This window comes from Vogesella oryzae (assembly GCF_902829295.1).
Taxonomy (GTDB): Bacteria; Pseudomonadota; Gammaproteobacteria; order Burkholderiales; family Chromobacteriaceae; genus Vogesella; species Vogesella oryzae.
On sequence record NZ_CADEPL010000018.1, the window covers coordinates 29,675 to 52,782 of the forward strand.

Consider the following 23,108-nt stretch of genomic DNA (forward strand, 5'->3'; position numbering starts at 1 on the left):
GGCAACGGGCCAAAAGGCGTCAGAGGCGATGAAATATCAGAGGCCGGCGGCGCGGGTTAAATCCGCCGGCTAAATTCGAGATAAATTCGAAGAGCGCGCAATATACTGAAAATATTTTTTTATTGCAAGATATTTCAACGCAAAGCGGCCACAAGCTACTGATTTTTCAATGACAGATACAATCTGTATGCAAAAAATCGTCAAGCAAGACTATCCAGCCAGTGCAAGGTGTCCCGTGTCAGTGCTGTGGGCCGGTACTCGGCGGCGCACCAGCCGGCATAGCCCAGCTCTTCCAGCAAGTTAAAGTATTGCGCCAACGGCAAGTCGCCACTGCCCGGCTCCCCTCTGCCCGGCGCATCGGCAAACTGGATATGGGTAATCCGCGATGCATGCCGGCGCAGCAGGGCCGGAATATCCTGCCCCATGCGCGCCATGTGATACAGATCGATTTGCATGCCAACGTCACGACAATTGCTTGCTACCAGCAACTCCGCCAACTCATCGGCAGTCCGCAACAGAAAACCCGGCATATCCAGATCGTTGATCGGTTCGCACAGCACCCGGATACCGGCCGGGCGAAAGAAGTCCGCCGCCCGCGCCAGGTTGGCCGCCAGCACTACCAGCGCCCGCTCCCGTGTCACCCCGTCCGCCAGCCGCCCCGGCAGCACATTGACCATCCGCACCCCTAGCGCCTGCGCATAAGCCAGCGCCTGCGGCAAGGCGGCGGCAAATTCGGTCACTCGTGCCGGATGACCGGCCAACCCCGCCCCGCCCTGCATCAAGTCGCCGGCCGGCACATTGATCAGGATGACCGGCACACCCGCAGCGCTTGCCGAAACAGCCAGTTCGTCCGCCGGGTGGCCGTAGGGAAACTGGATCTCCACCGCCCGGAAACCGGCCTGCGCCGCTGCAGCAAAACGCTGCGGCAACGGCAGCTCGGTAAACAGCATGCTAAGGTTGGCCGCATACTTCAGCATGACCCGTCTCCGTCATACAGCTCGATAATGCTGGCAAGGTCGCGCTGCCCATTGCCATCCAGCGCCGCATGTTGCTGCATCAACTGCTGCGCCAGCGTTGCCAGCGGCAAGTCACTACCACTTTCCTGCCCCAGCGCCAGCGCGTTACCTAGGTCTTTCAGCAAGGTCGCCACTCGCCACTGCACTAGCGCGAAATCGTGCGCTGCCATACGCGGCGCAAGAATCTGGAACGGCAGGGAATCGGCAAAGCCGCCAGCCAGCGCCGGTGCCAGCTTGCCGGCATCGACACCGGCTGCAGCAGCCAGATGCACCGTCTCGGCAATCAGCATGGCATTGCTGGCCACGATCAGCTGGTTACAGACCTTGGTCACCTGCCCCGCCCCCACCGGCCCCATGCGGGTAACGCGCTGCCCCAGGTGGGCAAGCAACGGACGCATGACATCAATATCCGCCTCCTCGCCACCGGCCATGATCACCAGCTGCCCGCTCTCCGCGCCGCGCACGCCACCGGATACCGGCGCATCGACCCAGCGCATGCCGGTTTGCGCCAGCAGCCGTGCCGCCATGTCGCGGGTTGCCGCCGGCGCAATGCTGGAGAAGTCCAGCAGCAACTGGCCGGCCCGGGCATTGGCGGCAATCCCGTCGTCTGCAAACAGCAGCTGCCGCACCGCCTCGGTATCCGACACGCACAGCATCACCACATCGCAGTTCGCCACCAGCTCGGCAACACTATGCGCCAGCACCGCCCCCTGCAGGCACAGCGTCTCGGCCTTGCCCGGGGTTCGGTTCCACACCATCAGCGCAGCACCAGCTTGCAGCAGCCGCTGACACATGGGCACTCCCATCAGGCCCAGCCCTATGAATCCGATACGCACGCTTCCTCCACTGCGGCATGCAACCGCGCTGTAAACGAATGGCGATGATGCCAGCGCCGGATGATGCAACGCAAAAAAAGCGGGCCGGCCACATGGCCAGCCCGTTAAGGTATTGCAACAAGGGAAGGACTGATAACGGTACGGTGGCACCGCAGATCACTCCACGCAGAGATAGCAGAATCTCGACGTGCAGGCAGATTACCCTCAATGCAATGACATTTCAATTACACATCAACCCGGGCATGCAGCGCTTTGCGCTACAATCGCGCCCTTTTGATTGTTCCGGACAGCCATCGCATGGATTTTCACAGCCACCGCTACCAGACCAGCCGCCCGTGGGCAAAACGCATTGCCCAGACCTTTCAGCAAACCAGCAGCCTGCCACAAGCCTGCAGCGAGGCTGCCGCTATCGTTCAACGCGAACTGGAACAAGCGGCAACACTGCATCGACTGAATGACACCCAGCGGGAAACGGAATTCGTGCTGGCCGAGGCTTATGGTCAATTTGTCCGCGACGGCCGCCGTCTTTACGCACTGGCACCTACACTGCAGACGGCACTGGCGCACACCCGCGCCCCCGTCGCCCTGCCGTCACACCCGAGCCTGCCAACCGGCACTTTCATGTTGCAACTGCAACATGACGAGCAGCATTCGGCAGCATTTGTCACCCACGACCCTGCCGCCAGAAAAGTGGACATGCTATTGCTGCAACCGGACTTCGCGCCTGCCGACAGCCCCTGGTTCAGCCGCATGGAAGCCGCACTGACGCTGGGCGTCAGCTATCCGGACTCGGTACAGGTACCGGACACCCCGGCACTGGCCGGCTGGCGCCCATGGCTGCAAGCCGCATTTGGCACACTGGCGCTCCTTACCCAGCCACGACTGCAACTTGAAAGCAGCTGGCTGCAGGCATTGACCGACACCGACAGCCAACTGCTGCGCAACGGCAGCCAGAAAGAACGGCAGAAATTGCGAACGGAACAACTGAAGCGCGGCAACCAGGAAGTGTTACTGGCCAGCATAGCCGGCCTGCCGACAAGTTGGCCGCAAACGGTGCGTGCCGGCTACTGGCGCAGCCAGGCCGGCAAGAGGTCGCCGGCGGAAAAGCTGGTGTGGGTGCCGCCGCGCGCGGATACCGTTACAGAAACTGTGTAACCAGCTGGCGCAGGGTGTCGATCTCGAACGGTTTGTCGCAAATGGCCGACACCCCCGCCTCTTCTACCGCAGCCAGACGGGCAAAATCCTGCTCGCCGGAGATCATCAACACCGGGCTGGCCATGTTTACCGGATGGCTGCGGATGTATTCGATCAGCGCCTTGCCGTCCATCTCCGGCATGTTGTAGTCGGTAAGAATCAGATCAAAGCGCTGTGCGTCCAGCAACGGCACGGCCTCGGCGCCATTACCAGCCTCGCTGATGTGCTCGAAACCCATACGTTCCAGCACCGAACGCAGGTAGTGACGCGAGGTAACGCTATCGTCCACCAGCAGCACCTGACGGGCATCGAGATCCAGGCCTTCCAGACTGGAACGCAGCTCTTCCGCATTCAGGTAGTCCAATGCAGAGCACAAGCCGCGATCCAGCTGCGCCAGCGTAAACGGCTTGGGCAGGATCGCCATGGCGCCAGCCTGACGGATGGTGTCCAGCTGCTGCGGGCGTGTCTCGCTGGAAATCAGCACAAACGGCATTTCCCGCAAATCATCGTCGCCACGCATGGCCACCACCAGGTCAGCCCCGGTCATGTCCGGCAGGTACATCGCGCTCACCACAATATCCGGGCGCGGAAACGCCCGCATGCTCGCCAGCGCCGATGCACCATCGGTACAGACAATCACCTTGTCGATACCCAGCTGCTGCAGCGAGCCCTGGATGATGGTGCCTTGCGGCCGGGATGGCTCGACCAGGCAAACGGTCAGATGGTGCAGATCAAACATTGTGTCGATTCCCGAATCTATGCTGCCCGCCAGCATAACCACAAAGCCGAAGGCAGCTAAGCCAATACCCGCCAAACACGCATTTATTAATAAGCTGCTACTTAACAGTGCAGCATTTACACCACCGCTGCCTGTTGCTCCAGCCACTGGCAGAAAGCGTGAATAGCACCATCGTCCAGCGCCGCACGCGGCGCGATCCAGCAATAATCCCGCACCGGCACCACCGGCGCCGCCAGCGGCGCCAGCAGCTTGCCGCTATCGATTGCCTGCCGCGCCATTGGCAATGGCCCCAGCACCACGCCCACCCCGTCAATTGCCGCCTGCAGCGCCAGCGAGAAGCGATCGAAATGCAGGCTGCTGGCCGGCTTCAGGTCCGGCACGCCAGCCAGGGTAAACCAGCGCTGCCAGGCGGTCGGGCGGGTATCGGCATACAGCAGGGTATGCCGGGCCAGATCGGCGGCACTATGTATCGGGTTGGCCGCAAGCAACGCCGGACTGCACAGCGGCAGCTCCCACTCCTTCATGAACGGCTTGGCAATATGGCCGGGCCAGTCACCCGGACCACGGCGGATGGCGATGTCGAACGGCGCCTCCAACCGGCTGATGTCGCGATCGGACGTCACCAGATGCAAATCGATATCCGGGTATTGCTCGCGGAACCCAGCCAACCGCGGCAGTAACCAGAACATCGCCAGCGTCGGCGTAGAGTTGATCGACAAGCGGCGCTGGCGATCCGGCTGCAGCAGTTGCGAAGTGGCGTTAGCGATCAGATCCAGGCCATCCTGAATCTGCACCAGATAGCGCCAACCGGTCTCGGTCAGCTTGACGCGGCCGCTGGCGCGCTCGAACAAGGGCACATCCAGCCATTCTTCCAGCTGCTTGATCTGCTTGCTCACAGCACCATGGGTTACGTGCAGCTCGTTGGCCGCAGCAGAAAAGCTTTCCAGCCTTGCTGCCGCCTCGAAAATACGCAATGCGTTGAGTGGAGGATATGTGCTCATATTGTGATTTTAACTCACAGCCCGTGTTTCGATTACTCGTTTGTGCTCGGCAATGCTTGCGCGTAATCTTCTTGTAGTCACCACCGGGTAGAACCATAGCGTCCCCGGGTGGCTGTCGCAGACACCCCGCTGCCGACAGACTTGTTGCAAACAACCCAAGCACAAAGGTCCCGAGCCATGCTACAAGCTTACCGCCAACACGTTGCAGAGCGCGCCGCACTGGGCATTCCGCCGCTGCCGCTGAACGCCAAACAGGTTGAAGAACTGGTTGAACTCCTGAAGTCCCCGCCGGCTGGCGAAGAGGAGACCCTGGTTGAGCTGATTACCCACCGTGTTCCGCCGGGCGTGGACGATGCCGCCAAGGTGAAGGCTTCCTTCCTGGCCGCCGTGGCCGAAGGCAGCGTGAAGTCGCCGCTGATCTCCCGCGCCAAGGCTACCGAACTGCTGGGCACCATGCTGGGCGGTTACAACGTCAAGCCGCTGATCGACCTGCTGGCCGACGCCGAAGTGGGCACCGTGGCAGCCGAAGGCCTGAAAAAGACCCTGCTGGTATTCGATTTCTTCCACGACGTGCAAGTGCTGGCCGAAGGCGGCAACGCTAATGCCAAGGCCGTACTACAGAGCTGGGCCAATGCCGAATGGTTCACCAGCCGTCCCGAAGTGGCCCAGAAAATCACCGTGACCGTCTTCAAGGTACCGGGCGAAACCAATACCGATGACCTGTCGCCGGCCCCGGATGCCTGGTCGCGCCCGGACATCCCGCTGCACTACCTGGCCATGCTGAAGAACACCCGCCCCGACGCGGCCTTCAAGCCGGAAGAAGACGGCAAGCGCGGTCCGATGCAGTTCATCGAAGACCTGAAGAAAAAAGGCAACCTGGTAGCCTACGTTGGCGACGTGGTCGGCACCGGCTCTTCCCGCAAGTCTGCCACCAACTCGGTAGTATGGGCCACCGGCCAGGACATCCCGTTCGTGCCGAACAAGCGCTTCGGCGGCGTGACCCTGGGCGGCAAGATCGCGCCGATTTTCTTCAACACCCAGGAAGACTCCGGCTCGCTGCCGATCGAGGTTGACGTTTCCAAGCTGGAAATGGGCGACGTGATCGACATCTACCCGTACGAAGGCAAGATCGAGAAAGACGGCCAACTGGTTGAAAAATTCAGCCTGAAGTCCGACGTACTGCTGGATGAAGTCCGCGCCGGCGGCCGTATCAACCTGATCATCGGCCGTGGCCTGACCGCCAAGGCACGCGAAGCACTGGGCCTGCCCGCCTCCACCGAATTCCGCCTGCCGAAAGACCCGGCCGACAGCGGCAAGGGCTTCTCGCTGGCACAGAAGATGGTTGGCCGCGCCTGTGGCCTGCCGGAAGGCAAAGGCGTCCGTCCGGGCACCTACTGTGAACCGCGCATGACCACCGTTGGCTCGCAGGACACCACCGGCCCGATGACCCGCGACGAGCTGAAAGACCTGGCTTGCCTCGGCTTCTCCGCCGACCTGGTAATGCAGTCCTTCTGCCATACCGCCGCCTACCCGAAACCGGTAGACGTAAAAACCCACAAAGAGCTGCCGGCTTTCATCAGCAACCGTGGCGGCGTAGCCCTGCGTCCGGGCGATGGCGTGATCCACAGCTGGCTGAACCGCCTGCTGCTGCCGGATACCGTCGGCACCGGCGGTGACTCCCACACCCGTTTCCCGATCGGCATTTCCTTCCCGGCCGGCTCCGGTCTGGTGGCTTTTGCTGCCGCCACGGGTGTAATGCCGCTGGACATGCCGGAATCGGTACTGGTGCGCTTCAAAGGCCAACTGCAGCCGGGCATCACCCTGCGCGATCTGGTTAACGCCATTCCGCTGTACGCCATCAAGCAGGGTCTGTTGACCGTAGCCAAAGCCGGCAAGAAGAACATCTTCTCCGGCAAGGTTCTGGAAATCGAAGGTCTGCCAGACCTGAAAGTCGAACAGGCTTTCGAACTGTCCGACGCCTCCGCCGAACGTTCCGCTGCCGGCTGCACCGTGCACCTGAACAAGGCACCGATCGTCGAATACATGCGCTCCAACATCACCCTGATGAAGACCATGATCGCCGACGGCTATGCCGATGCCCGCACCCTGGAGCGCCGCATCAAGAAGATGGAAGAGTGGATCGCCAATGGCGAACTGCTCAAGGCCGATGCCGACGCCGAATACGCCGCCGTGATCGAAATCGATCTGGCCGACGTGAAAGAGCCGATCGTGGCCTGCCCGAACGACCCGGATGACGTGAAGTTCATGTCCGAAGTGGCCGGCACCCCGATCGACGAAGTGTTCATCGGCTCCTGCATGACCAACATCGGCCACTTCCGCGCCGCATCCAAGCTGCTGGAAGGCAAGCGCGACCTGCCGGTAAAACTGTGGCTGGCACCGCCGACCAAGATGGATGCCCAGCAACTGACCGACGAAGGCCACTACGGCGTGTTCGGCATGGCCGGCGCCCGCACTGAAATGCCGGGCTGCTCGCTGTGCATGGGCAACCAGGCGCAGGTACGCGAAGGCGCGACCGTCATGTCCACCTCCACCCGTAACTTCCCGAACCGTCTGGGCAAGAACACCAACGTGTTCCTGGGCTCGGCCGAACTGGCCGCCATCTGCTCCAAGCTGGGCAAGATTCCGACCGTGGAAGAGTACAAGGCCAACATCGGCATCATTAACGAGAAAGGCGCCGAAGTTTACAAGTACCTGAACTTTGACCAGATCAAGGACTACCAGGACATCGCCGACACCGTAAAGGTGTAAGCGAGTAACGCCAACACAAACGCCGCAGAATTCTGCGGCGTTTTTTTATGCGGCCAACCCCGGTGGCAACTACCCGCGCCGCCCCGACGGCCTTTTCTGCTGGTACATGCAGCCATCGGCAAACCGCAGCAAGGCACCGGCATCGCCGCCATCCTGCGGATAGCTTGCCACACCGATACTGGCCGACACCCGGTAATGCTGTCGCCCGTCACGCACCGGCCGCTCGATTTGCGCCAGCACCTCCTGCTGCAACATATTCAAGCTGCGCCCGGGCGCCATGCCCGGCAACAGTAGTACAAACTCGTTGCCCCCCACCCGCGCCACGGTATCGGCACTGCGCAGCAGGCGCTGCAGGCGATCGGCAATCGCCATCAGCACCTTGTCGCCGGCATCATGACCGTAGTGATCGTTGACCTGCTTGAAGTGATCCAGGTCGACAAACAGCAGACTGAACGACTGCTGCAGTCGCTCGCAGCGGCGGATTTCCTGCTCCAGCCGGTCGAACAGCAGCGCCCGGTTGACGCAGCCGGTCAAGCCATCATGCGATGCCTGATACAGGATCAGCTGTTGCGCCTCCTTGGCTTCGGTGACATCCATCAGCACCCCGAACAACAACGGGCCACTATCGCGTTCCACCAGCTGTGCGCGCAGCGATAGCCAGCGGATGCTGCCATCGCGCTGCCGCTGGCGGATTTCCTGCTGCAGTTCACCACTCTCGTACAGACAGCCCGCAAACGCCTTGCGCCAACGCTGGCGATCTTCCACCGCCATCCGCCGCTCCACCTCGCTCAACGGCAGGTGCTGTCGCCCCAGATCCAGCAGCGCACATGCCTCGGCCGACAAAGTTACCCAGCCACTGTGCGGCGAGTAGCTCCAGTGCCCCAGGCGGGCCACCTGCCCCGCCAGCCGCAGCCAGTCCAGTTGTTCTTCCAGGATGCGGTAAGACAGCGATAGTTCGTCTGCGGCCAACTTGCGTTCCAGCACTGCCCCGACCCAACGGGCCAGATGGCGCACAAACTGGGCATCCGCTTCGGTAAACAGGGCATGCGCCGACAAACTGCAGAACGCCAGCGTCCCGTAACACTGCCCGTCGACCTCCAGCGGCACGCCGATATAGCTGCGGATACCGGTTTGCCGGTAACACGCACCTGTGGCCAAGGTACTTTCCTGCACATCGTGCAGCGCCAGCAAAGCGCTGCCCTGCAACGTCTGCTGGCAATAAGTCAATTCCAGCGGCAGCAACATGCCGTGATCGAACGATGGCGACGGGCTATGTGCGATCACTTCCAGCTGGTCACCATTGCGGCGCAATACCAGCCCGGCCTGCATACCCAGCGTTGCCGCTGCCTGCGCCAGCGCAAGGTCCAGCCGCCGCACATAGTCCTTTTCCGCGAGACTGGACAGTGCCGACAACACCGACAGGTTCCGCTCCCGCTGCTGGCGTTCGCGCTCCTGTTGCAGTAGCGGCGTCATGTCCAGCAAGCGGCAAAGCCGCACTCCATGCAGCAGCGGCTGCAACTGCACGCCCAGCGTCAATTCGTCCAGCTGCAACTGCGCCAGATCGAGCAAGTCGCACCAGTCGCGCAGCACTGGCGCATGCGTTAGGGGTGGCAATAGCTGCCCCGGCGCCAGCGCGTCGCCCAAAAGCAAACTGGCCGGTGGGTTGCGATGGCGAATCACACCATGCGCATCCAGCACCAGCCAGCATTGTTCCGTCTGATCCAGGCCTGCCAGCAAGCCGTCATCTACATGAAACCGCATAGCCATTGCCGCTCGAAATTTTGCCCCATGCTACGCAGACAAAAGCGGCAAAACAATGCTTATTTCATAGAAATGGCAGCAACTTCAACAGCAGTGTGGCAAAGATGCCAGCCACCACATCGTCCAGCATCACGCCGAAACCGCCGTGCACATGAGCATCCAGCCAGCGGATCGGCCACGGCTTGATGATGTCGAAAAAGCGGAACGCCACAAATGCGGCCAACCATGCCAGCGGCGTAGCCGGCACAAAAGCCAGCACCAGCAGCATGGCGACGATTTCGTCCCACACGATATGGCCACTATCCGCCACCCCCAGGTTGCGCCCGGTTATATCGCAGACCTGCACGCCAAGCAGAAACAACGGCAATGCCAGCGCCGCGAACCACAAGCCACCCAGCCCGAGAAGCTGCAGCCCCCAGGCCAGCGGTAATGCGGCCAACGTCCCCCAGGTACCGGGAGCCGGCGTAATCAGGCCGCTGCCGAAACCCAGCGCCAGAAAATGCGCCGGCCTGGCCAGCAGGAAACGACAGTCCGGTCTAGTTGAAGTGGTCATAGCCCAGCCTTTCAAGTTGCACCTGACCGCCATCGGCAGCCAACAAGCTCAAGCCGGGTGCGGTAGTGATGCGGCCAACCTTGTGGACGCCGACACCGGCCACCACCGCTGCGGCCTCGACCTCGGCAGCCCGTTCCGGCGCCGCCGTGAAGCACAGCTCGTAGTCGTCGCCGCCGGCCGCAATGCAGGACAATAGCGACGCACGGTGCGGCTGCAGTGCCGGGTGCGTAGGCAGCGCATCCAGCCACACCTCGGCACCGCAATGCGAACGCGCCAGGATATGACTCAGGTCGGCGGCAAAGCCATCGGATACATCCAGCGCCGCATGGGCAATGCCCAGCAACTGCTGCCCCAGCGCCACGCGCGGCTGCGGCCGCTCCAGCTGGCACAAGCAATCTGCCGGCAAGGCGATATCCGGCAGCTTGCCCAGCCGCTGCTGCAACGCGGCGGCGGCCAACCCCAGCTGGCCCGATACCCAGATATCGTCACCGGCGCGCGCGCCATCACGCCGCAACCCCTGCCCTTGCGGCGTCTCGCCCATGATGGTGACCGACAAGGTCAGCGGCCCACGGGTGGTATCCCCGCCAACCACGCTGACGCCATGCTCGGCTGCCAGCGCAAAAAAGCCGCGCGCAAACGCCGCCACCCAGTCCTCGTCCAGCTGCGGCAGCGCCAGCGTCAACAACGCCCAGCGCGGTGTAGCCCCCATCGCCGCCATGTCCGACAAATTGACCGCCAGCGTCTTGTGTCCCAGCGCTTCCGGATCGACATCGGCAAAAAAGTGACGGCCGGACACCAGCATATCGGCAGAAACATGCAGATCGTGGCCCGCAGTTGGCCGCAGAATCGCCGCATCGTCACCCACTCCCAGCACGGCCGCCGGGGCACTATGGGTGAAATAGCGGCGGATCAGATCGAATTCGTTCATCACTACCTCGGACTATCAGACTACCGGTACCAGCCCCGGCAGACATGACAAAGCCCGGCATTGCCGGGCCCTGTTTAGCCGCGCGATTGTGGCGCGGATTGCGTCGCTTGCGCGGGCTTATGCACCCTGGCGACGGTTACGGATCGCCAGCACTTCGTCGGCGCGCACTTCTGCGGCCAACTTGTCCAGCACACCGTTGACGAACTTGTGACCGTCGGTACCGCCAAAAGTCTTGGCGATCTCGATCGCCTCGTTGATGATCACCGGGCACGGCGTCTGCGGGTGGGCCGTCAGTTCGAATGCGGCCATCAGCATGATGGCACGTTCCACCGGGCTGACCTCGGCGGCGTCGCGCTCGTAGAACGGCACCAGCAGCTTGGACAGATGGGCGGAATCGTTCAGCACGCCGAACAGGATTTCGCGGAACAGGGCTTCATCCGCTTTCGGGAAGTAGTCGTTCTCGCGCAGATGCTTCTCGATCAGCGAGGCCGGACGGTCGGCATTGAGCTGCCATTCGTAAATGCCCTGTACGGCATATTCACGGGCACGGCGACGGGCTGTTTTCATTACGGCAATTCCTCGGTAAAGAGCAGGCGCACCCTGTCAGGCGCGCAGGGCTTTGTGCAGATTCACCATCTCGATCGCCACCTGCGCTGCCTCGCGCCCTTTTACCGACATGCGCACTTCGGCTTGCTCGTCGTTTTCGGTGGTGAGGATGGCGTTGGCGATCGGGATGTTGCAATCCAGGCCGACACGGGTAATGCCGGCGCCGGATTCATTGGACACCAGTTCAAAGTGATAGGTCTCGCCGCGGATAACCGCACCCAGCGCGATCAGTGCATCGAAGGCACCGGACTTGGCCATGGTCTGCAATACCAGCGGTACTTCCAGCGCGCCCGGCACGGTAGCCAGGGTGATATCGCCAGCATCCACGCCCAGCTTCACCAGCTCGGCCAGACAGGCATCACGCAGACCGTGGCAGACGTTCTCGTTGAAGCGGCCCATGACCACGCCGATTTTCAGACCCTGACCGGAAAAATCGGGGGCGACAGTATTGACCTGATGCAGCATGCGACAACTCCTCGCGGCAAAAACCAATCACAAAAGGGGCGTATTCTAATCCAAATCGATGTGGACGTGTTCCGGCTGTACAAAGCCGGTCACTTCCAGTCCGAAGCCGGTCATCGACGGCAGGTTTACCGGCGAGGCCATCAGCTTCATCTTGCCCACCCCCAGCGCACGCAGCATCTGCGCACCGATACCGAAGGTCTTGCTGTCCCAGCGCTGACGCACCGTCGCGTCGACCTTTTCCGGCAACACGCGCGCCAAGAGGTCGGTGCCGGACTCCGGGCGGTGCAGCAGAATCACCACGCCGCAGCCCTGCTCGGCGATTTCTTCCAGCGCATTGGGCACCGTCCAGCTGTGCTTGCCGCCCAGCGGGTCCAGCAGATCCATCACCGATAGCGGCTCGTGCACGCGCACCAGCGTGTCGCGCTCGGCATCAGGTTGGCCGCTTACCAGCGCCAGGTGGGTAGCCTTGGTCAGCACATCCTGGAACACATGCAGCTGGAAAGCACCGAACGGAGTGTCTACCTGGCGCTGACCGACTTCCTCGACAAAGCACTCGGTACGGCTGCGGTGGTGGATCAGGTCGGCAATGGTGCCAACCTTCAGGCCATGCTGCTGCGCGAACTCCAGCAATTCCGGCAGGCGCGCCATGGTGCCGTCATCGTTCATGATCTCGCAGATCACCGACGCCGGCTCCAGCCCGGCCAGGCGGGACAGGTCGCAACCGGCTTCGGTATGGCCGGCGCGTACCAGCACGCCGCCCTTCTGCGCTTTCAGCGGGAACACATGACCCGGCTGCACGATGTCGGTCGGCCGGGCATCGCGCGCCACCGCCACCAGCGTGGTATGGGCACGGTCGGCGGCCGAGATGCCGGTGGTTACGCCCTCGGCGGCTTCGATCGACACCGTGAAATTGGTGCCGAAGCTGGTGCCGTTATTGGTGGCCATCATCGGCAGATTGAGTTGCTTGCAACGCTCTTCGGTCAGCGTGAGACAGATCAGGCCGCGGCCGTACTTGGCCATGAAGTTGATGGCTTCCGGAGTCACATGCTCGGCCGCCATCACCAGATCGCCTTCGTTCTCGCGGTCTTCGGCGTCCATCAGCACCACCATCTTGCCGGCCTTGATGTCGGCGATGATGTCCTGGATCGGGGAGATAGTCATTGTGTTGCCCTCATTGTCCGTTTGTTGGTTCGCGGCCCGGCATACCAGATGATAGAGGTCGGTTGCAGCCAGCCGCGCCCGGTTCAACTCCAGCCGGGTAAATATCACCATGCCTTCTTCGATGAAGCAGCCGGAGCGGCTGCTGGCGTGGCGCCGAAAGATAGCTTCCACCGCCTGCCGGTTCAGCGCGAACAGCGCCTGATCCAGCAGCGGGTTGTAAGTAATGTGATCCCAGCACACATCGGCATGCCCCATGCCGGTGATGCGTACCGCGATAAACGGCTGCTGCAGTTCGCGGCAACGTTGTTGCCAGGCATTTTCCTGCACCAGCCCGCGTGCCGAGTCCGGAATCTCGACAAACAGCATCGCGACGTTACTGCCCGGACCGGGCAGCCAGCACCCGTTCGACGGTATCGACAATCGCCTGCGTCTGCGGGTCGATCTCGATATTGACCCGGTCCCCGACCTGGCGCACGCCCAGCAGCGTGCGCTGCAGCGTTTCCGGAATCAGGTGTACGCAGAAGGTGTCGCCCTGCACATCGCCGATGGTCAGGCTGCAGCCATCAATGCCGATATAGCCTTTTTTCAGCACATACTTGGCCAGTTCGGCCGGCAGCCGGAACCACAAGGTGCGATTGTCCGGGGTGATGTTCCCCTCGGTCACTTCGGCAACACACATGATGTGGCCAGACATGGCATGCCCGCCGATGTCGTCACCAAAGCGCGCGGCGCGCTCCACGTTGACGGCATCCCCCACCTGCAGCGCGCCAAGATTGGTCAGCCGCAGAGTTTCCGCCATCAGGTCGAACGCCACGACATTGCCATCGATGCGCGTTACCGTCAGGCAGCAGCCGTTATGCGCCACCGAGGCGCCAATCTGCAAACCGGGCAGCAGCTCGGCGGGCAAGGCTACCTGATGGGTGCGAAACCCCGGTCTTTCCTCGATGGCCACCACCTGCGCCATTCCCTGCACGATACCGGTAAACATCGGCTGATCTCCGTTGCGGCAAAGCAGCAATTGTAGCGCGGCGCACGACAAATGCCGACCCTGACAACAGCAAGGTTGGCCGCGGCAAAACCCGAACAGTGGCTGCGGCCAACTTGCCGAAGCTTGTTCCCCTCTACGCCGCCGGCAAACTCAAGTACAATCCGCTGTTTTTCCCGCATTTTTCACCCGACCCGAGCCATGTCCGCCGAACTGACCCGCATTGCCGCCGAAGTTGCGCAACGTCGCACCTTCGCCATCATCTCCCACCCTGACGCCGGCAAGACCACGCTGACCGAAAAACTGCTGCTGTTCTCCGGTGCCATCCAGATGGCCGGTACGGTAAAAGGCAAGAAAGGCGGCAAGTTCGCCACCTCCGACTGGATGGAGATCGAAAAGCAGCGCGGTATCTCGGTGGCGTCGTCGGTGATGCAGTTCGACTACCGCGGCCATACCGTCAACCTGCTGGACACCCCGGGTCACCAGGACTTCTCCGAAGACACCTACCGCGTACTGACCGCGGTAGACAGCGCATTGATGGTGATCGACGCCGCCAAGGGCGTGGAAGAGCAGACCATCAAGCTGCTCAACGTCTGCCGCCTGCGCAACACCCCGATCGTGACCTTCATGAACAAGTACGACCGTGAAGTGCGCGACTCGCTGGAACTGCTGGACGAAGTCGAAAGCATCCTGAAAATCCGCTGCGCGCCGATCACCTGGCCGATCGGCATGGGCAAGTCGTTCCGCGGCGTGTACAGCCTGCTGTCGGACGAAGTGATCCTGTTCGAAGCCGGCAGCGAGAAGCTGATCACCGACATCGAGATCATCAAGGGCATCGACAACCCGCGCCTGGACGAACTGTTCCCGCTGGAGATGGAACAGCTGCGCATGGAAATCGAGCTGGTGAAAGGCGCCTCCAACGAGTGGAACCTGGAAGAGTTCCTGGCCGGCGAGCTGACGCCGGTGTTCTTCGGCTCGGCGATCAACAACTTCGGCGTGCGCGAGATTCTGGATGCACTGATCAACTGGGCACCGGCGCCGCAGGTTCGCGACGCCACCGTGCGCAACGTTGACCCGGCCGAAGGCAAGTTCTCCGGCTTCGTGTTCAAGATCCAGGCCAACATGGACCCGAAACACCGCGACCGCATCGCCTTCCTGCGCGTGTGCTCCGGCCAGTTCGAGCGCGGCATGAAGATGAAGCACCTGCGCCTGAATCGTGACATCGCCGCCAGCTCGGTAGTGACCTTCATGTCGCACGACCGCGAAATCGTGGAAGAAGCGTTTGCCGGCGACATCATCGGCATCCCCAACCACGGCAATATCCAGATCGGCGACAGCTTCTCCGAGGGGGAAGAGCTGGCGTTTACCGGCATTCCGTTCTTCGCACCGGAACTGTTCCGCAGCGTGCGCATCAAGAACCCGCTGAAACTGAAACAGCTGCAGAAAGGCCTGCAACAGCTGGGCGAAGAAGGCGCGGTGCAGGTATTCAAGCCGCATAGCGGCGGCGATCTGATCCTGGGTGCGGTGGGCGTACTGCAGTTCGAAGTGGTGGCCTCGCGGTTGGCCGCAGAATACGGCGTGGATGCAGTGTTCGAATCCTGCAACATCTGGTCGGCGCGCTGGTTCAGCTGCGACGACCGCAAGAAGCTGGACGAATTTACCGACGCGCTGGTGATGAACATTGCCACCGACGCCGGCGGCAACCTCGCCTATCTGGCCCCCAACCGCGTCAATCTGGCCCTGACCCAGGAACGCTGGCCGGATATCGTGTTCCACGAAACCCGTGAACACGCGGTGAAACTCAACGACTGAGCGCAGGAGCCGCCATGCCCGCCTGGTTCCCCCAATTGCTGCACGAGTACGGCACCGACATCGCCCGCAGCGGCGTACTGGTTATCGTATTGCTGCTGGTTCACAGCAGCATTGTGCGCACCATTGCGGCCAACCCGCGGGTACCGCTGGAGACGCGTCGCCGCTGGGCGGTGAATCTGCGCAACGCCATGATCATCACCGGCCTCGCCGGCATGGTGGTGATCTGGGCGCGCGAACTGCAGACCATCGCGCTGTCGATGGTGGCATTTGCCGCCGCGCTGGTGGTAGCCACCAAGGAGCTGCTGATGTGCCTGGGCGGCGGCCTGGTGCGCTCGCTGGGCAACACCTACCAGCTGGGCGACATCATCGAGATCGGCCCGCTGCGCGGACGGGTGATGGACATCACCATGCTGTCCACCAGCGTGCTGGAAATCGGCCCGCGCCACGATGCGCACCAGATCACCGGCCGCATGCTGAGCTTTCCCAACAGCATGTTGCTGACCCAGCCGGTCGCGCGCGAGAACTTTACCGGCGATTACGTGATGCACATCCTCACCATTCCGCTGCCCTACAGCCTGAAGCCGGGCAAAGCGGAGCGCGTGCTGCAGGAAATCGCCGATGAAATCTGCGCCCCGTACATCGAAGAAGCCCGCGCCCATATGGCGATGCTGGAAAGCAAGTTGCTGCTGGACACGCCGTCGGTAGCGCCACGCATCTCGCTGCAACCGGCCAGCGAGAAGGAATACCGCGCCATCCTGCGCTACGCGGTACCGCCGCGCGAGCGCCAGCGCGTGGAGCAGGCCATCCTGCACCGCTTCCTGTTTGTCTGCTTTCCGGAATCCGATACACCTCTTGCCGCCCCCCGAGCCGATACGCCCTGACCATGTCCAAGCCCCGGATCAAGACTTACGACCGCATCGTTGAGGAAAGCCTGGTGCTGTTCAACGAGCACGGCGAACGCAACATCACCACCAACCACATCGCCGCCCATCTGGGCATCAGCCCGGGCAACCTGTACTACCACTTCCGCAACAAGGAAGAGATCGTCCACCAGATTTTCCAGCTCTACCGCCGTTTCATCACCGAACGCCTGGCGGTGCCGCTGAACCGCAGCATGGAGGTGGCCGACCTGGTGAACTACCTGGAAACCGCGTTCGAGGCGATGTGGCGCTTCCGTTTCATGTTCTACGACCTGCCGGGGCTGATGGCGCGCAACCCGCAGATGCAGGCCGACTACCAGCAGTTCGTGCATAGCGAACTGCAGGTAATCCTGGAAGGTCACTTCCGCGAATTCATCCGCCTCGGCCTGCTGAAAATGTCGCTGGATGACATCGCGCCGGTGTCGATCAACATCTGGCTGATCGTGAAATTCTGGTTCGCCTTCGAGCAGACCGCGCGTCCCAAGGCGCCGATTACCGAGGCCTCCGGCCATCGCGGTGTTCGCCAGGTGCTGGCACTGCTCAAGCCCTACGTCACCCCGGAATTCCTGCCGGCCTTCCACGCCCTGCTGGAACGCCATCCGGCCAGCTGAGCCTGCGGCCAACGTTGGCCGCAACCCGCTGCAAACAAAAAGCCCCGCAACGCGGGGCTTTGTCACAACCGGCAAGCCGGTGCTGTGCTTACATGGTTTCCAGCACCGCGATGCCCAACAGGCCCAGGCCGGTTTTCAGCGTCTTGGCCGTCGCTGCGGCCAACTGCAGACGGCTCTGGCGCACCTCGCCCTCGCTCTTCAGGATCGGGCAGGCTTCATAGAAGCGCGAGAACAGCGTCGCCACGTTGTACAGATAGCTGCACAAGTGGTGCGGCTGGCTGCTGTCGGCCACGGCAAACACCACGTCCTCGAACTGTGCCAGCGCCACCGCCAGCTGCTTCTCGGCCGGCTCGCTGATCAGCACCCGCGCCGCCGGATCGAAGTCGTCGGCCTTGCGGAACACGCTCTGCACGCGGGTGTAGGCGTACTGCAGGTACGGTGCGGTGTTGCCCTCGAAGCTGAGCATGGAGTCCCAGTCGAAGATGTAGTCGGTATTGCGGCTCTTGCTGAGGTCGGCATACTTCAGCGCGCCGATACCTACCGCCTCGGCGATCTGGCGGCGCTCGGCCTCGGCCAGATCCGGGTTCTTGCTGCTGACAAGCTGGTAGGCACGGGAAATCGCCTCGTCCAGCAGCTCCACCAGCTTGATATTCTCTCCGGAGCGGGTTTTCAGCGGCTTGCCGTCCGGCCCCATGATGGTGCCGTGGCCGATGTGCTCGAAATCGGCACTTTCCGGCAGCCAGCCGGCCTTGCGCGCGGTGGTGAACAGCTGCTGGAAGTGCAGGCTCTGGCGCGAATCCACCACGTACAACGCACGGTCCAGCTGCAACTGGTTCACACGGAAGCGGATGGCGCCCAGATCGGTGGTGGCGTACAGATAACCGCCACCCTGCTTCTGCACGATGAACGCGGCCGGCTCGCCTTCCTTGTTCTTGAACTCCTCAAGGAACACCACTTGCGCGCCCTGGTCCTCGGTGAGCAGGCCTTTTTCGCGCAGCTCGTTCACCAGTACCGGCAGGTCGTCGTTGTAGAAGCTCTCGCCGCGCACATCGCCGTCATCCAGCAACAGGCCCAGCTTCCGGTAGATGGCATTACAGTGCGCCAGCGACAGCGCCACGAACTGGTGCCACAGCTCCAGCACTTCGGCATCGCCCGACTGCAGTTTCACCACGTAGTCGCGCGCCAGGTCGGCAAACGCCGGATCTTCGTCGAAGCGCTTCTTGGAGTGCTTGTAGAACACATCCAGGTCTTTCAGCTCGAAATCGGCTTCGCCCGCGGCCCGCGATTCCACCATGTGCGCCACCAGCATGCCGAACTGGGTACCCCAGTCGCCGACGTGGTTCTGGCGCACCACGTCGTGGCCGATGAAGCTGTTCACCCGCACCAGCGCATCGCCGATGATGCCGCCGCGCAAGTGGCCGATGTGCATTTCCTTGGCCAGGTTCACCGAGGAATACTCCACCATCACCTTCTTGCGGTCGGCCTTGGCAATACCCAGCGCCTCGTCGGCCAGCGCCTTCTCGACACGGCCGGCGAGAAAAGCCGGATCCAGGTGAATATTGATGAAACCCGGACCGGCGATTTCCACCTTGTCGGCGATACCGGCCAGATCCAGCTTGGCGATCACCTGCTCGGCCAGCGCACGCGGATTGGTTTTCAGCGCCTTGGCCGCGCCCATTACCCCGTTGGCCTGATAGTCGCCGAATTCCGGCTTGGATGCGGGTTGTACCACCGCCGGAGCGTCCGGCGCACCGGCAGCTGCCAGCGCGGCAGCGACACGGTCGTTGATCAGTTGCTGAATGGTCATGGGGCCTCTGGAAAATCAAAGCCGGACGCTACAGGCGTCCGGCGTGAATGCAATGCAACAATTTTACGGCCAAAGCGGGCTGCGGCCAACCTTGAATGTGCCGTGAGCGCCATTGGCAGCCAGCAAAAAGCCGCGTCATCCGCGGCTTTTTGTCCCGGCCGGTGCCTGCCCGCTTACAGCAGACGCGCCAGCAGCGCCTTTTCCATGCCGGCCATGCCCGGAATCTTCACCTTCACGCCGTTGCCCGGTGCCACGCTGGTGGCCTCGCCATTGCGCGTCATTGCGGTGAGCTCCACGGTGCGATTGCCGCTCGGGTGGATGATTTCCACGCGGTCGCCAACGGCGAAGCGGTTTTTCACATCAATCAGCGCCCAGCCGTCGGCATCCACTTCCATCACATCGCCGACATACTGGCTCTGCTTGGCCACGGAATGGCCGGACAGATAGTTCTGGTGCTCCTGGGTCTGGTGACGCTCGAGGAAGCCCGGGGTGTAACCGCGGTTGGCCAGGCCTTCCAGCTCGGCCAGCAGGCTGTAATCGAACGGACGGCCAGCTACCGCGTCATCGATGGCGCGACGATAGGTCTGCGCGGTACGGGCCACGTAGTACAGGCTCTTGGTACGGCCTTCGATTTTCAGCGAGTCGACACCGATCTTCACCAGCTTCTCCACCTGCTCCACCGCACGCAGGTCCTTGGAGTTCATGATGTAGGTGCCATGCTCGTCCTCGATGATCGGCATCAGCTCGCCCGGACGGTTGGCCTCTTCGATCAGATAGGTCTTGTCGGCCAGCGGATGGCGCTGCTGGCTGCCGCAGGAAGAAAAGCTCTGGTTGGCTTCTTCCAGCGCCTTGCCGAAGTCGAAGTCGATCTTTTGCGGCTTCACATCGCCGGCGTCATCGCCTTGGGTGTCATGCACCTTGTAGTCCCAGCGGCAGGCGTTGGTACAGGTGCCCTGGTTCGGGTCGCGATGATTGAAGTAGCCGGACAGCAGGCAGCGGCCGGAGTAGGCAATACACAGCGCGCCGTGCACGAACACTTCCAGCTCCATGTCCGGGCATTCCTGGCGGATCTCGGCGATCTCGTCGAGGGACAGCTCGCGCGACAGGATGATGCGCTCCACCCCCATCTTCTGCCAGAACTTCACCCCCATGTAGTTGGTGGTATTGGCCTGCACCGACAGATGGATAGGCACATGCGGCCAACGTTCGCGCACCATCATGATCAACCCCGGATCGGCCATGATCAGCGCGTCCGGATTCATCTCGATCACCGGTTCCATGTCGGCCATGTAAGTCTTGATCTTGCTGTTGTGCGGCAGGATGTTGCTGGCCACGAACAGCTTCTTGCCACGGGCATGGGCTTCTTCGATGCCGATGCGCAGTTCTTCCAGCTTGAAATCGTTATTACGCGCACGCAGCGAGTAACGCGGCTGGCCGGCGTACACGGCATCGGCGCCAAAATCGTAGGCGGCACGCATCTTGTCCAGCGTACCGGCGGGCAACAGCAGTTCGGGGGCTTTCATCGGTGGGTGGTCTTTCGCGTATTCAGTGGGTAAGACAGGACACCGGCAGCGGTGCCAGGTCCGGCGCGACAAAGCGGCGGCGCGCATTGTCGTCCTGCAGTTTCTGTTGCGAGTAATGCTGGCCGATCAGGCTGCGCGCGTCGTCCAGCAAATCGGCATTGCCCGCCACAAAGGCATTCCAGTCCATGACCTGCGCCGGCGCCTGCTCCAGCCGGCTGTAAATGATGGTGAGGAACGCCAGGGTAACGGTGTGGTGGTATTTCTCCGGCGCGCCCTTGGCCATGGCGTAGCGCGACAGTGTCCGCGCGCAGCGTGCCGCCGCCTCGCGGGCGGCATAGCTGCGACGATAGGCCCAGGCCGCCTGCAAGTGGGCCTGGTGATTGAACTGCTCTGCAGGCAGCGCGTGCGTTTCCAGCTCGCGCAAGAATGCCTGGTAATCCATTCGTGACTCCGGGGACAAGACAAAGCATAAAAGGCCCCGAAGCGGAGCCTTTTACAGGTGTTTTGTTGCCGCGCGATTATGCGCGCCACCCCGCAGTGCGTCAAGGACGCCGCCGGTCAGCAATGCGACATTAAGCTACTGTTTTTAATGCCATTTCAACGACGCGGGTTTTTTAGCAATGCGGCGAGGCCGAGAAACTGCGCCGCCACGCCGAGCAACATGCACAGCGAGGACAGCAATTCGACCACCCACACGCCGCCCGCCCCCTGCCGGCTGGCCGATGCCAGCATAAACAGCAACGTACCGGCCACAATTACCGCGATCGCCAGCCGGCGGTTGGTTTTCATTTTTTCAAACAGCACTTGTATCACTCAGGTCTCCTGACGGTCACGCGTCACGGTAAAGTCTTGCAACATCGCCAATTCCAGCTCGCTGAAACCGGCATCACGACGCGCCTCAAGGTTGTAAACGCCGCGCAGCTCGCTGACACGATAATCGCGCAGCAACGCACGGAAAGTCTCCACCGGTGCCAGCCCGCGCTCATCGCACAGCGTGGTAAACCAGTAATTGCCGACACGGACATGGCCGATTTCGTCGCGCAGCACAATGTCCAGCACCGCGGCCGTTTCCAGGTCGCCAATATGGCGCAACTTGTCCTGCACGATGGGCACCGCATCCAGCCCGCGCGCCTCCATCACCCGCGGCACCAGCGCCATGCGCACCAGCACATCATGATCGGTCTTGACCGCCATTTCCCACAGCGTGTTGTGGGCAGGAAAGTCGCCGTAATCGAAACCCAGCGCCTGCAGGCGAGTGCGCAACAGCTTGAAATGCGCGGCTTCTTCCGCCGCGATACGCAGCCAGTCATCCACGTAACTGTCAGGCATGGCGCGAAAGCGCCAGGCGGCATCCAGCGCCAGATTGATGGCATTGAATTCGATGTGGGCAATGGCATGCACCATGGCCGCATGCCCTTCCCGGCTACCCACCCGACGCCGCGGCACATCCCGCGGGTTGATCAGGGTTGGCCGCAGCGGCCGGCCCGGCTGCGGCACCGGATACAACGCCGCGGTCGCATCGCGCAAAAGTCCGCCCTGCTGCCAGCGCCAGTACATGTGCTGCACTGCCTGCGGCTTGTCATCGATATCCGCCGCCAGCAACAGGCGCTCGATGGCCGGATAGAGGGAAACATCGGTATTCATCGGGCGGCATTGTACTGTGCAGGCTGCCGGCGGCACAGCCGGTAATCGGGCTTGCGATTTGTCATTGCCAGCGCACTGCCATGATGCATAATTCAGCCACCAAAGACCTGAGGAGAGCACCATGCTGTTCAATACCAGCCTGCTGGGCGAAGTGGATGTCGACGAGCAAAGCATCATCACCTTTGCCGGCGGCCTGCCGGCATTCGAACACTGCACCCGCTTCAAGTTGTTCCACGATGCCAACTGCGAAAGCCCGCGCGTGCACTGGCTGCAATCACTGGATGAGCCGGATGTCCTGTTCAGCGTGACCGAGCCGGGTAACCTGGGCATCCGTTACGAAGTACAGCTGGATGATGCCGAAGTCGCCGCCCTGCAACTGTCCCGCCCGGAAGATGTCGGCGTGCTGCTGATCATTTACCGCGATGGCGAGGAAGACCCGCAGCAACCGCTGCTGTCGCATCTGCGCGCCAATGTACGCAACCCGCTGATCATCAACTTTGCCAAACAGCTGGGCATGCAAAAGACCAATCTGGATTGCGACATCGTGTTCCACAACCGCTGATTGCCGCCCTGATTCCCCGCAGCGCACCGCCGCAAGGCCGTGCGCTGTTTTCATTTCCGCACGCACCCGACTTGGGCATCAGGCACCTCGGGATGCACCAGAAAAAGCAACATCGCCCCAAAGTGGCGCGTCACGCACTGGCAGCCTTGCCACATCCTGCCAAAAACTATCGAAATCTGGCCTGTTTTTTGCTGAATTGCGACATCGTCATCCAT

General features: G+C 62.0%; 22 protein-coding genes. 6 read left to right on the forward strand and 16 right to left on the reverse strand.

Going from position 1 to position 23,108, the window contains the following annotated elements:
- Positions 1-200 precede the first annotated feature (200 nt).
- Both HU218_RS07020 and HU218_RS07025 read right to left on the reverse strand, forming a co-directional pair.
- Positions 201-977, reverse strand: coding sequence for a hydroxypyruvate isomerase family protein (locus tag HU218_RS07020; protein WP_217450747.1), 777 nt, complete (start codon positions 975-977; stop codon positions 201-203).
- Complete coding sequence (locus tag HU218_RS07025) at positions 971-1,852, reverse strand: NAD(P)-dependent oxidoreductase (protein WP_281357131.1); 882 nt, start codon at positions 1,850-1,852, stop codon at positions 971-973. Before HU218_RS07025 ends, HU218_RS07020 begins: the two co-directional genes overlap by 7 nt.
- Positions 1,853-2,149: 297 nt before the next feature.
- Between HU218_RS07025 and HU218_RS07030 the strand changes: the two genes are divergently transcribed.
- On the forward strand, positions 2,150-3,007 hold the full coding sequence (locus tag HU218_RS07030; RefSeq protein WP_174874228.1) for a hypothetical protein: 858 nt from the start codon (positions 2,150-2,152) through the stop codon (positions 3,005-3,007).
- Here the strand turns inward: HU218_RS07030 and HU218_RS07035 are convergent.
- Entirely contained in the window at positions 2,991-3,785 is a 795-nt protein-coding gene (locus HU218_RS07035; RefSeq protein ID WP_174874229.1) for a response regulator, read from the reverse strand. The genes HU218_RS07030 and HU218_RS07035 overlap by 17 nt on opposite strands.
- Before the next feature lie 116 nt (positions 3,786-3,901).
- Positions 3,902-4,786 (reverse strand): transcriptional regulator GcvA, encoded by an 885-nt coding sequence (gene gcvA / locus HU218_RS07040; protein WP_174874230.1) that lies wholly within the window; start codon positions 4,784-4,786, stop codon positions 3,902-3,904.
- A gap of 177 nt (positions 4,787-4,963) precedes the next feature.
- On the opposite strand from gcvA, the gene acnB reads away from it, so the two are divergent.
- A complete protein-coding gene (gene acnB / locus HU218_RS07045; protein WP_174874231.1) occupies positions 4,964-7,555 on the forward strand; it encodes a bifunctional aconitate hydratase 2/2-methylisocitrate dehydratase in 2,592 nt (863 codons plus the stop codon).
- 69 nt (positions 7,556-7,624) lie between these two features.
- Here acnB and HU218_RS07050 read toward each other — a convergent pair whose 3' ends face one another.
- From HU218_RS07050 to HU218_RS07080, 7 genes are all read right to left on the reverse strand, one after another.
- Entirely contained in the window at positions 7,625-9,316 is a 1,692-nt protein-coding gene (locus tag HU218_RS07050) for a diguanylate cyclase domain-containing protein (protein WP_174874232.1), read from the reverse strand.
- A 64-nt stretch (positions 9,317-9,380) separates the two neighbouring features.
- Positions 9,381-9,869, reverse strand: a complete 489-nt coding sequence (locus HU218_RS07055; RefSeq protein WP_174874233.1) for a phosphatidylglycerophosphatase A family protein — start codon at positions 9,867-9,869, stop codon at positions 9,381-9,383.
- Positions 9,853-10,797, reverse strand: a complete 945-nt coding sequence (gene thiL / locus HU218_RS07060) for a thiamine-phosphate kinase (RefSeq protein ID WP_174874234.1) — start codon at positions 10,795-10,797, stop codon at positions 9,853-9,855. Before thiL ends, HU218_RS07055 begins: the two co-directional genes overlap by 17 nt.
- A gap of 117 nt (positions 10,798-10,914) precedes the next feature.
- Positions 10,915-11,364: a transcription antitermination factor NusB gene (gene nusB, locus HU218_RS07065; RefSeq protein WP_174874235.1), complete on the reverse strand. Its 450-nt coding sequence runs from the start codon at positions 11,362-11,364 to the stop codon at positions 10,915-10,917.
- 36 nt (positions 11,365-11,400) lie between these two features.
- The gene (ribH, locus tag HU218_RS07070) at positions 11,401-11,868 is read right to left on the reverse strand and encodes a 6,7-dimethyl-8-ribityllumazine synthase (protein WP_174874236.1); all 468 of its coding nucleotides are present in this window, start codon (positions 11,866-11,868) and stop codon (positions 11,401-11,403) included.
- Between the two features lie 45 nt (positions 11,869-11,913).
- The gene (gene ribBA / locus HU218_RS07075; protein WP_174874344.1) at positions 11,914-13,029 is read right to left on the reverse strand and encodes a bifunctional 3,4-dihydroxy-2-butanone-4-phosphate synthase/GTP cyclohydrolase II; all 1,116 of its coding nucleotides are present in this window, start codon (positions 13,027-13,029) and stop codon (positions 11,914-11,916) included.
- 373 nt (positions 13,030-13,402) lie between these two features.
- Entirely contained in the window at positions 13,403-14,017 is a 615-nt protein-coding gene (locus HU218_RS07080) for a riboflavin synthase subunit alpha (protein WP_174874237.1), read from the reverse strand.
- A gap of 198 nt (positions 14,018-14,215) precedes the next feature.
- Between HU218_RS07080 and HU218_RS07085 the strand changes: the two genes are divergently transcribed.
- The 3 genes from HU218_RS07085 to HU218_RS07095 are packed head-to-tail and all read left to right on the forward strand — an operon-like array spanning position 14,216 to position 17,357.
- A complete protein-coding gene (locus tag HU218_RS07085; protein ID WP_174874238.1) occupies positions 14,216-15,826 on the forward strand; it encodes a peptide chain release factor 3 in 1,611 nt (536 codons plus the stop codon).
- A 14-nt stretch (positions 15,827-15,840) separates the two neighbouring features.
- The gene (locus tag HU218_RS07090) at positions 15,841-16,707 is read left to right on the forward strand and encodes a mechanosensitive ion channel domain-containing protein (protein WP_174874239.1); all 867 of its coding nucleotides are present in this window, start codon (positions 15,841-15,843) and stop codon (positions 16,705-16,707) included.
- A gap of 2 nt (positions 16,708-16,709) precedes the next feature.
- Positions 16,710-17,357, forward strand: coding sequence for a TetR/AcrR family transcriptional regulator (locus tag HU218_RS07095; protein WP_174874240.1), 648 nt, complete (start codon positions 16,710-16,712; stop codon positions 17,355-17,357).
- Positions 17,358-17,445: 88 nt separating this feature from the next.
- On the opposite strand, the gene argS is transcribed toward HU218_RS07095, so the two are convergent.
- From argS to HU218_RS07120, 5 genes are all read right to left on the reverse strand, one after another.
- Positions 17,446-19,164 carry an arginine--tRNA ligase gene (gene argS / locus HU218_RS07100; protein ID WP_174874241.1) on the reverse strand — a complete coding sequence of 573 codons (1,719 nt, stop codon included), beginning with the start codon at positions 19,162-19,164 and terminating at the stop codon, positions 17,446-17,448.
- 173 nt (positions 19,165-19,337) lie between these two features.
- Positions 19,338-20,687: a prephenate-dependent tRNA uridine(34) hydroxylase TrhP gene (gene trhP, locus HU218_RS07105; RefSeq protein ID WP_174874242.1), complete on the reverse strand. Its 1,350-nt coding sequence runs from the start codon at positions 20,685-20,687 to the stop codon at positions 19,338-19,340.
- A gap of 22 nt (positions 20,688-20,709) precedes the next feature.
- Positions 20,710-21,129 carry a hypothetical protein gene (locus tag HU218_RS07110; RefSeq protein WP_174874243.1) on the reverse strand — a complete coding sequence of 140 codons (420 nt, stop codon included), beginning with the start codon at positions 21,127-21,129 and terminating at the stop codon, positions 20,710-20,712.
- Positions 21,130-21,284: 155 nt separating this feature from the next.
- Positions 21,285-21,500 (reverse strand): hypothetical protein, encoded by a 216-nt coding sequence (locus tag HU218_RS07115; RefSeq protein ID WP_174874244.1) that lies wholly within the window; start codon positions 21,498-21,500, stop codon positions 21,285-21,287.
- Positions 21,501-22,331, reverse strand: a complete 831-nt coding sequence (locus HU218_RS07120; protein WP_174874245.1) for a ferritin-like domain-containing protein — start codon at positions 22,329-22,331, stop codon at positions 21,501-21,503.
- 121 nt (positions 22,332-22,452) lie between these two features.
- Here HU218_RS07120 and fliW point away from each other — a divergent pair, with 121 nt between their 5' ends.
- On the forward strand, positions 22,453-22,893 hold the full coding sequence (gene fliW / locus HU218_RS07125) for a flagellar assembly protein FliW (protein ID WP_174874246.1): 441 nt from the start codon (positions 22,453-22,455) through the stop codon (positions 22,891-22,893).
- Positions 22,894-23,108: the final 215 nt, after the last annotated feature.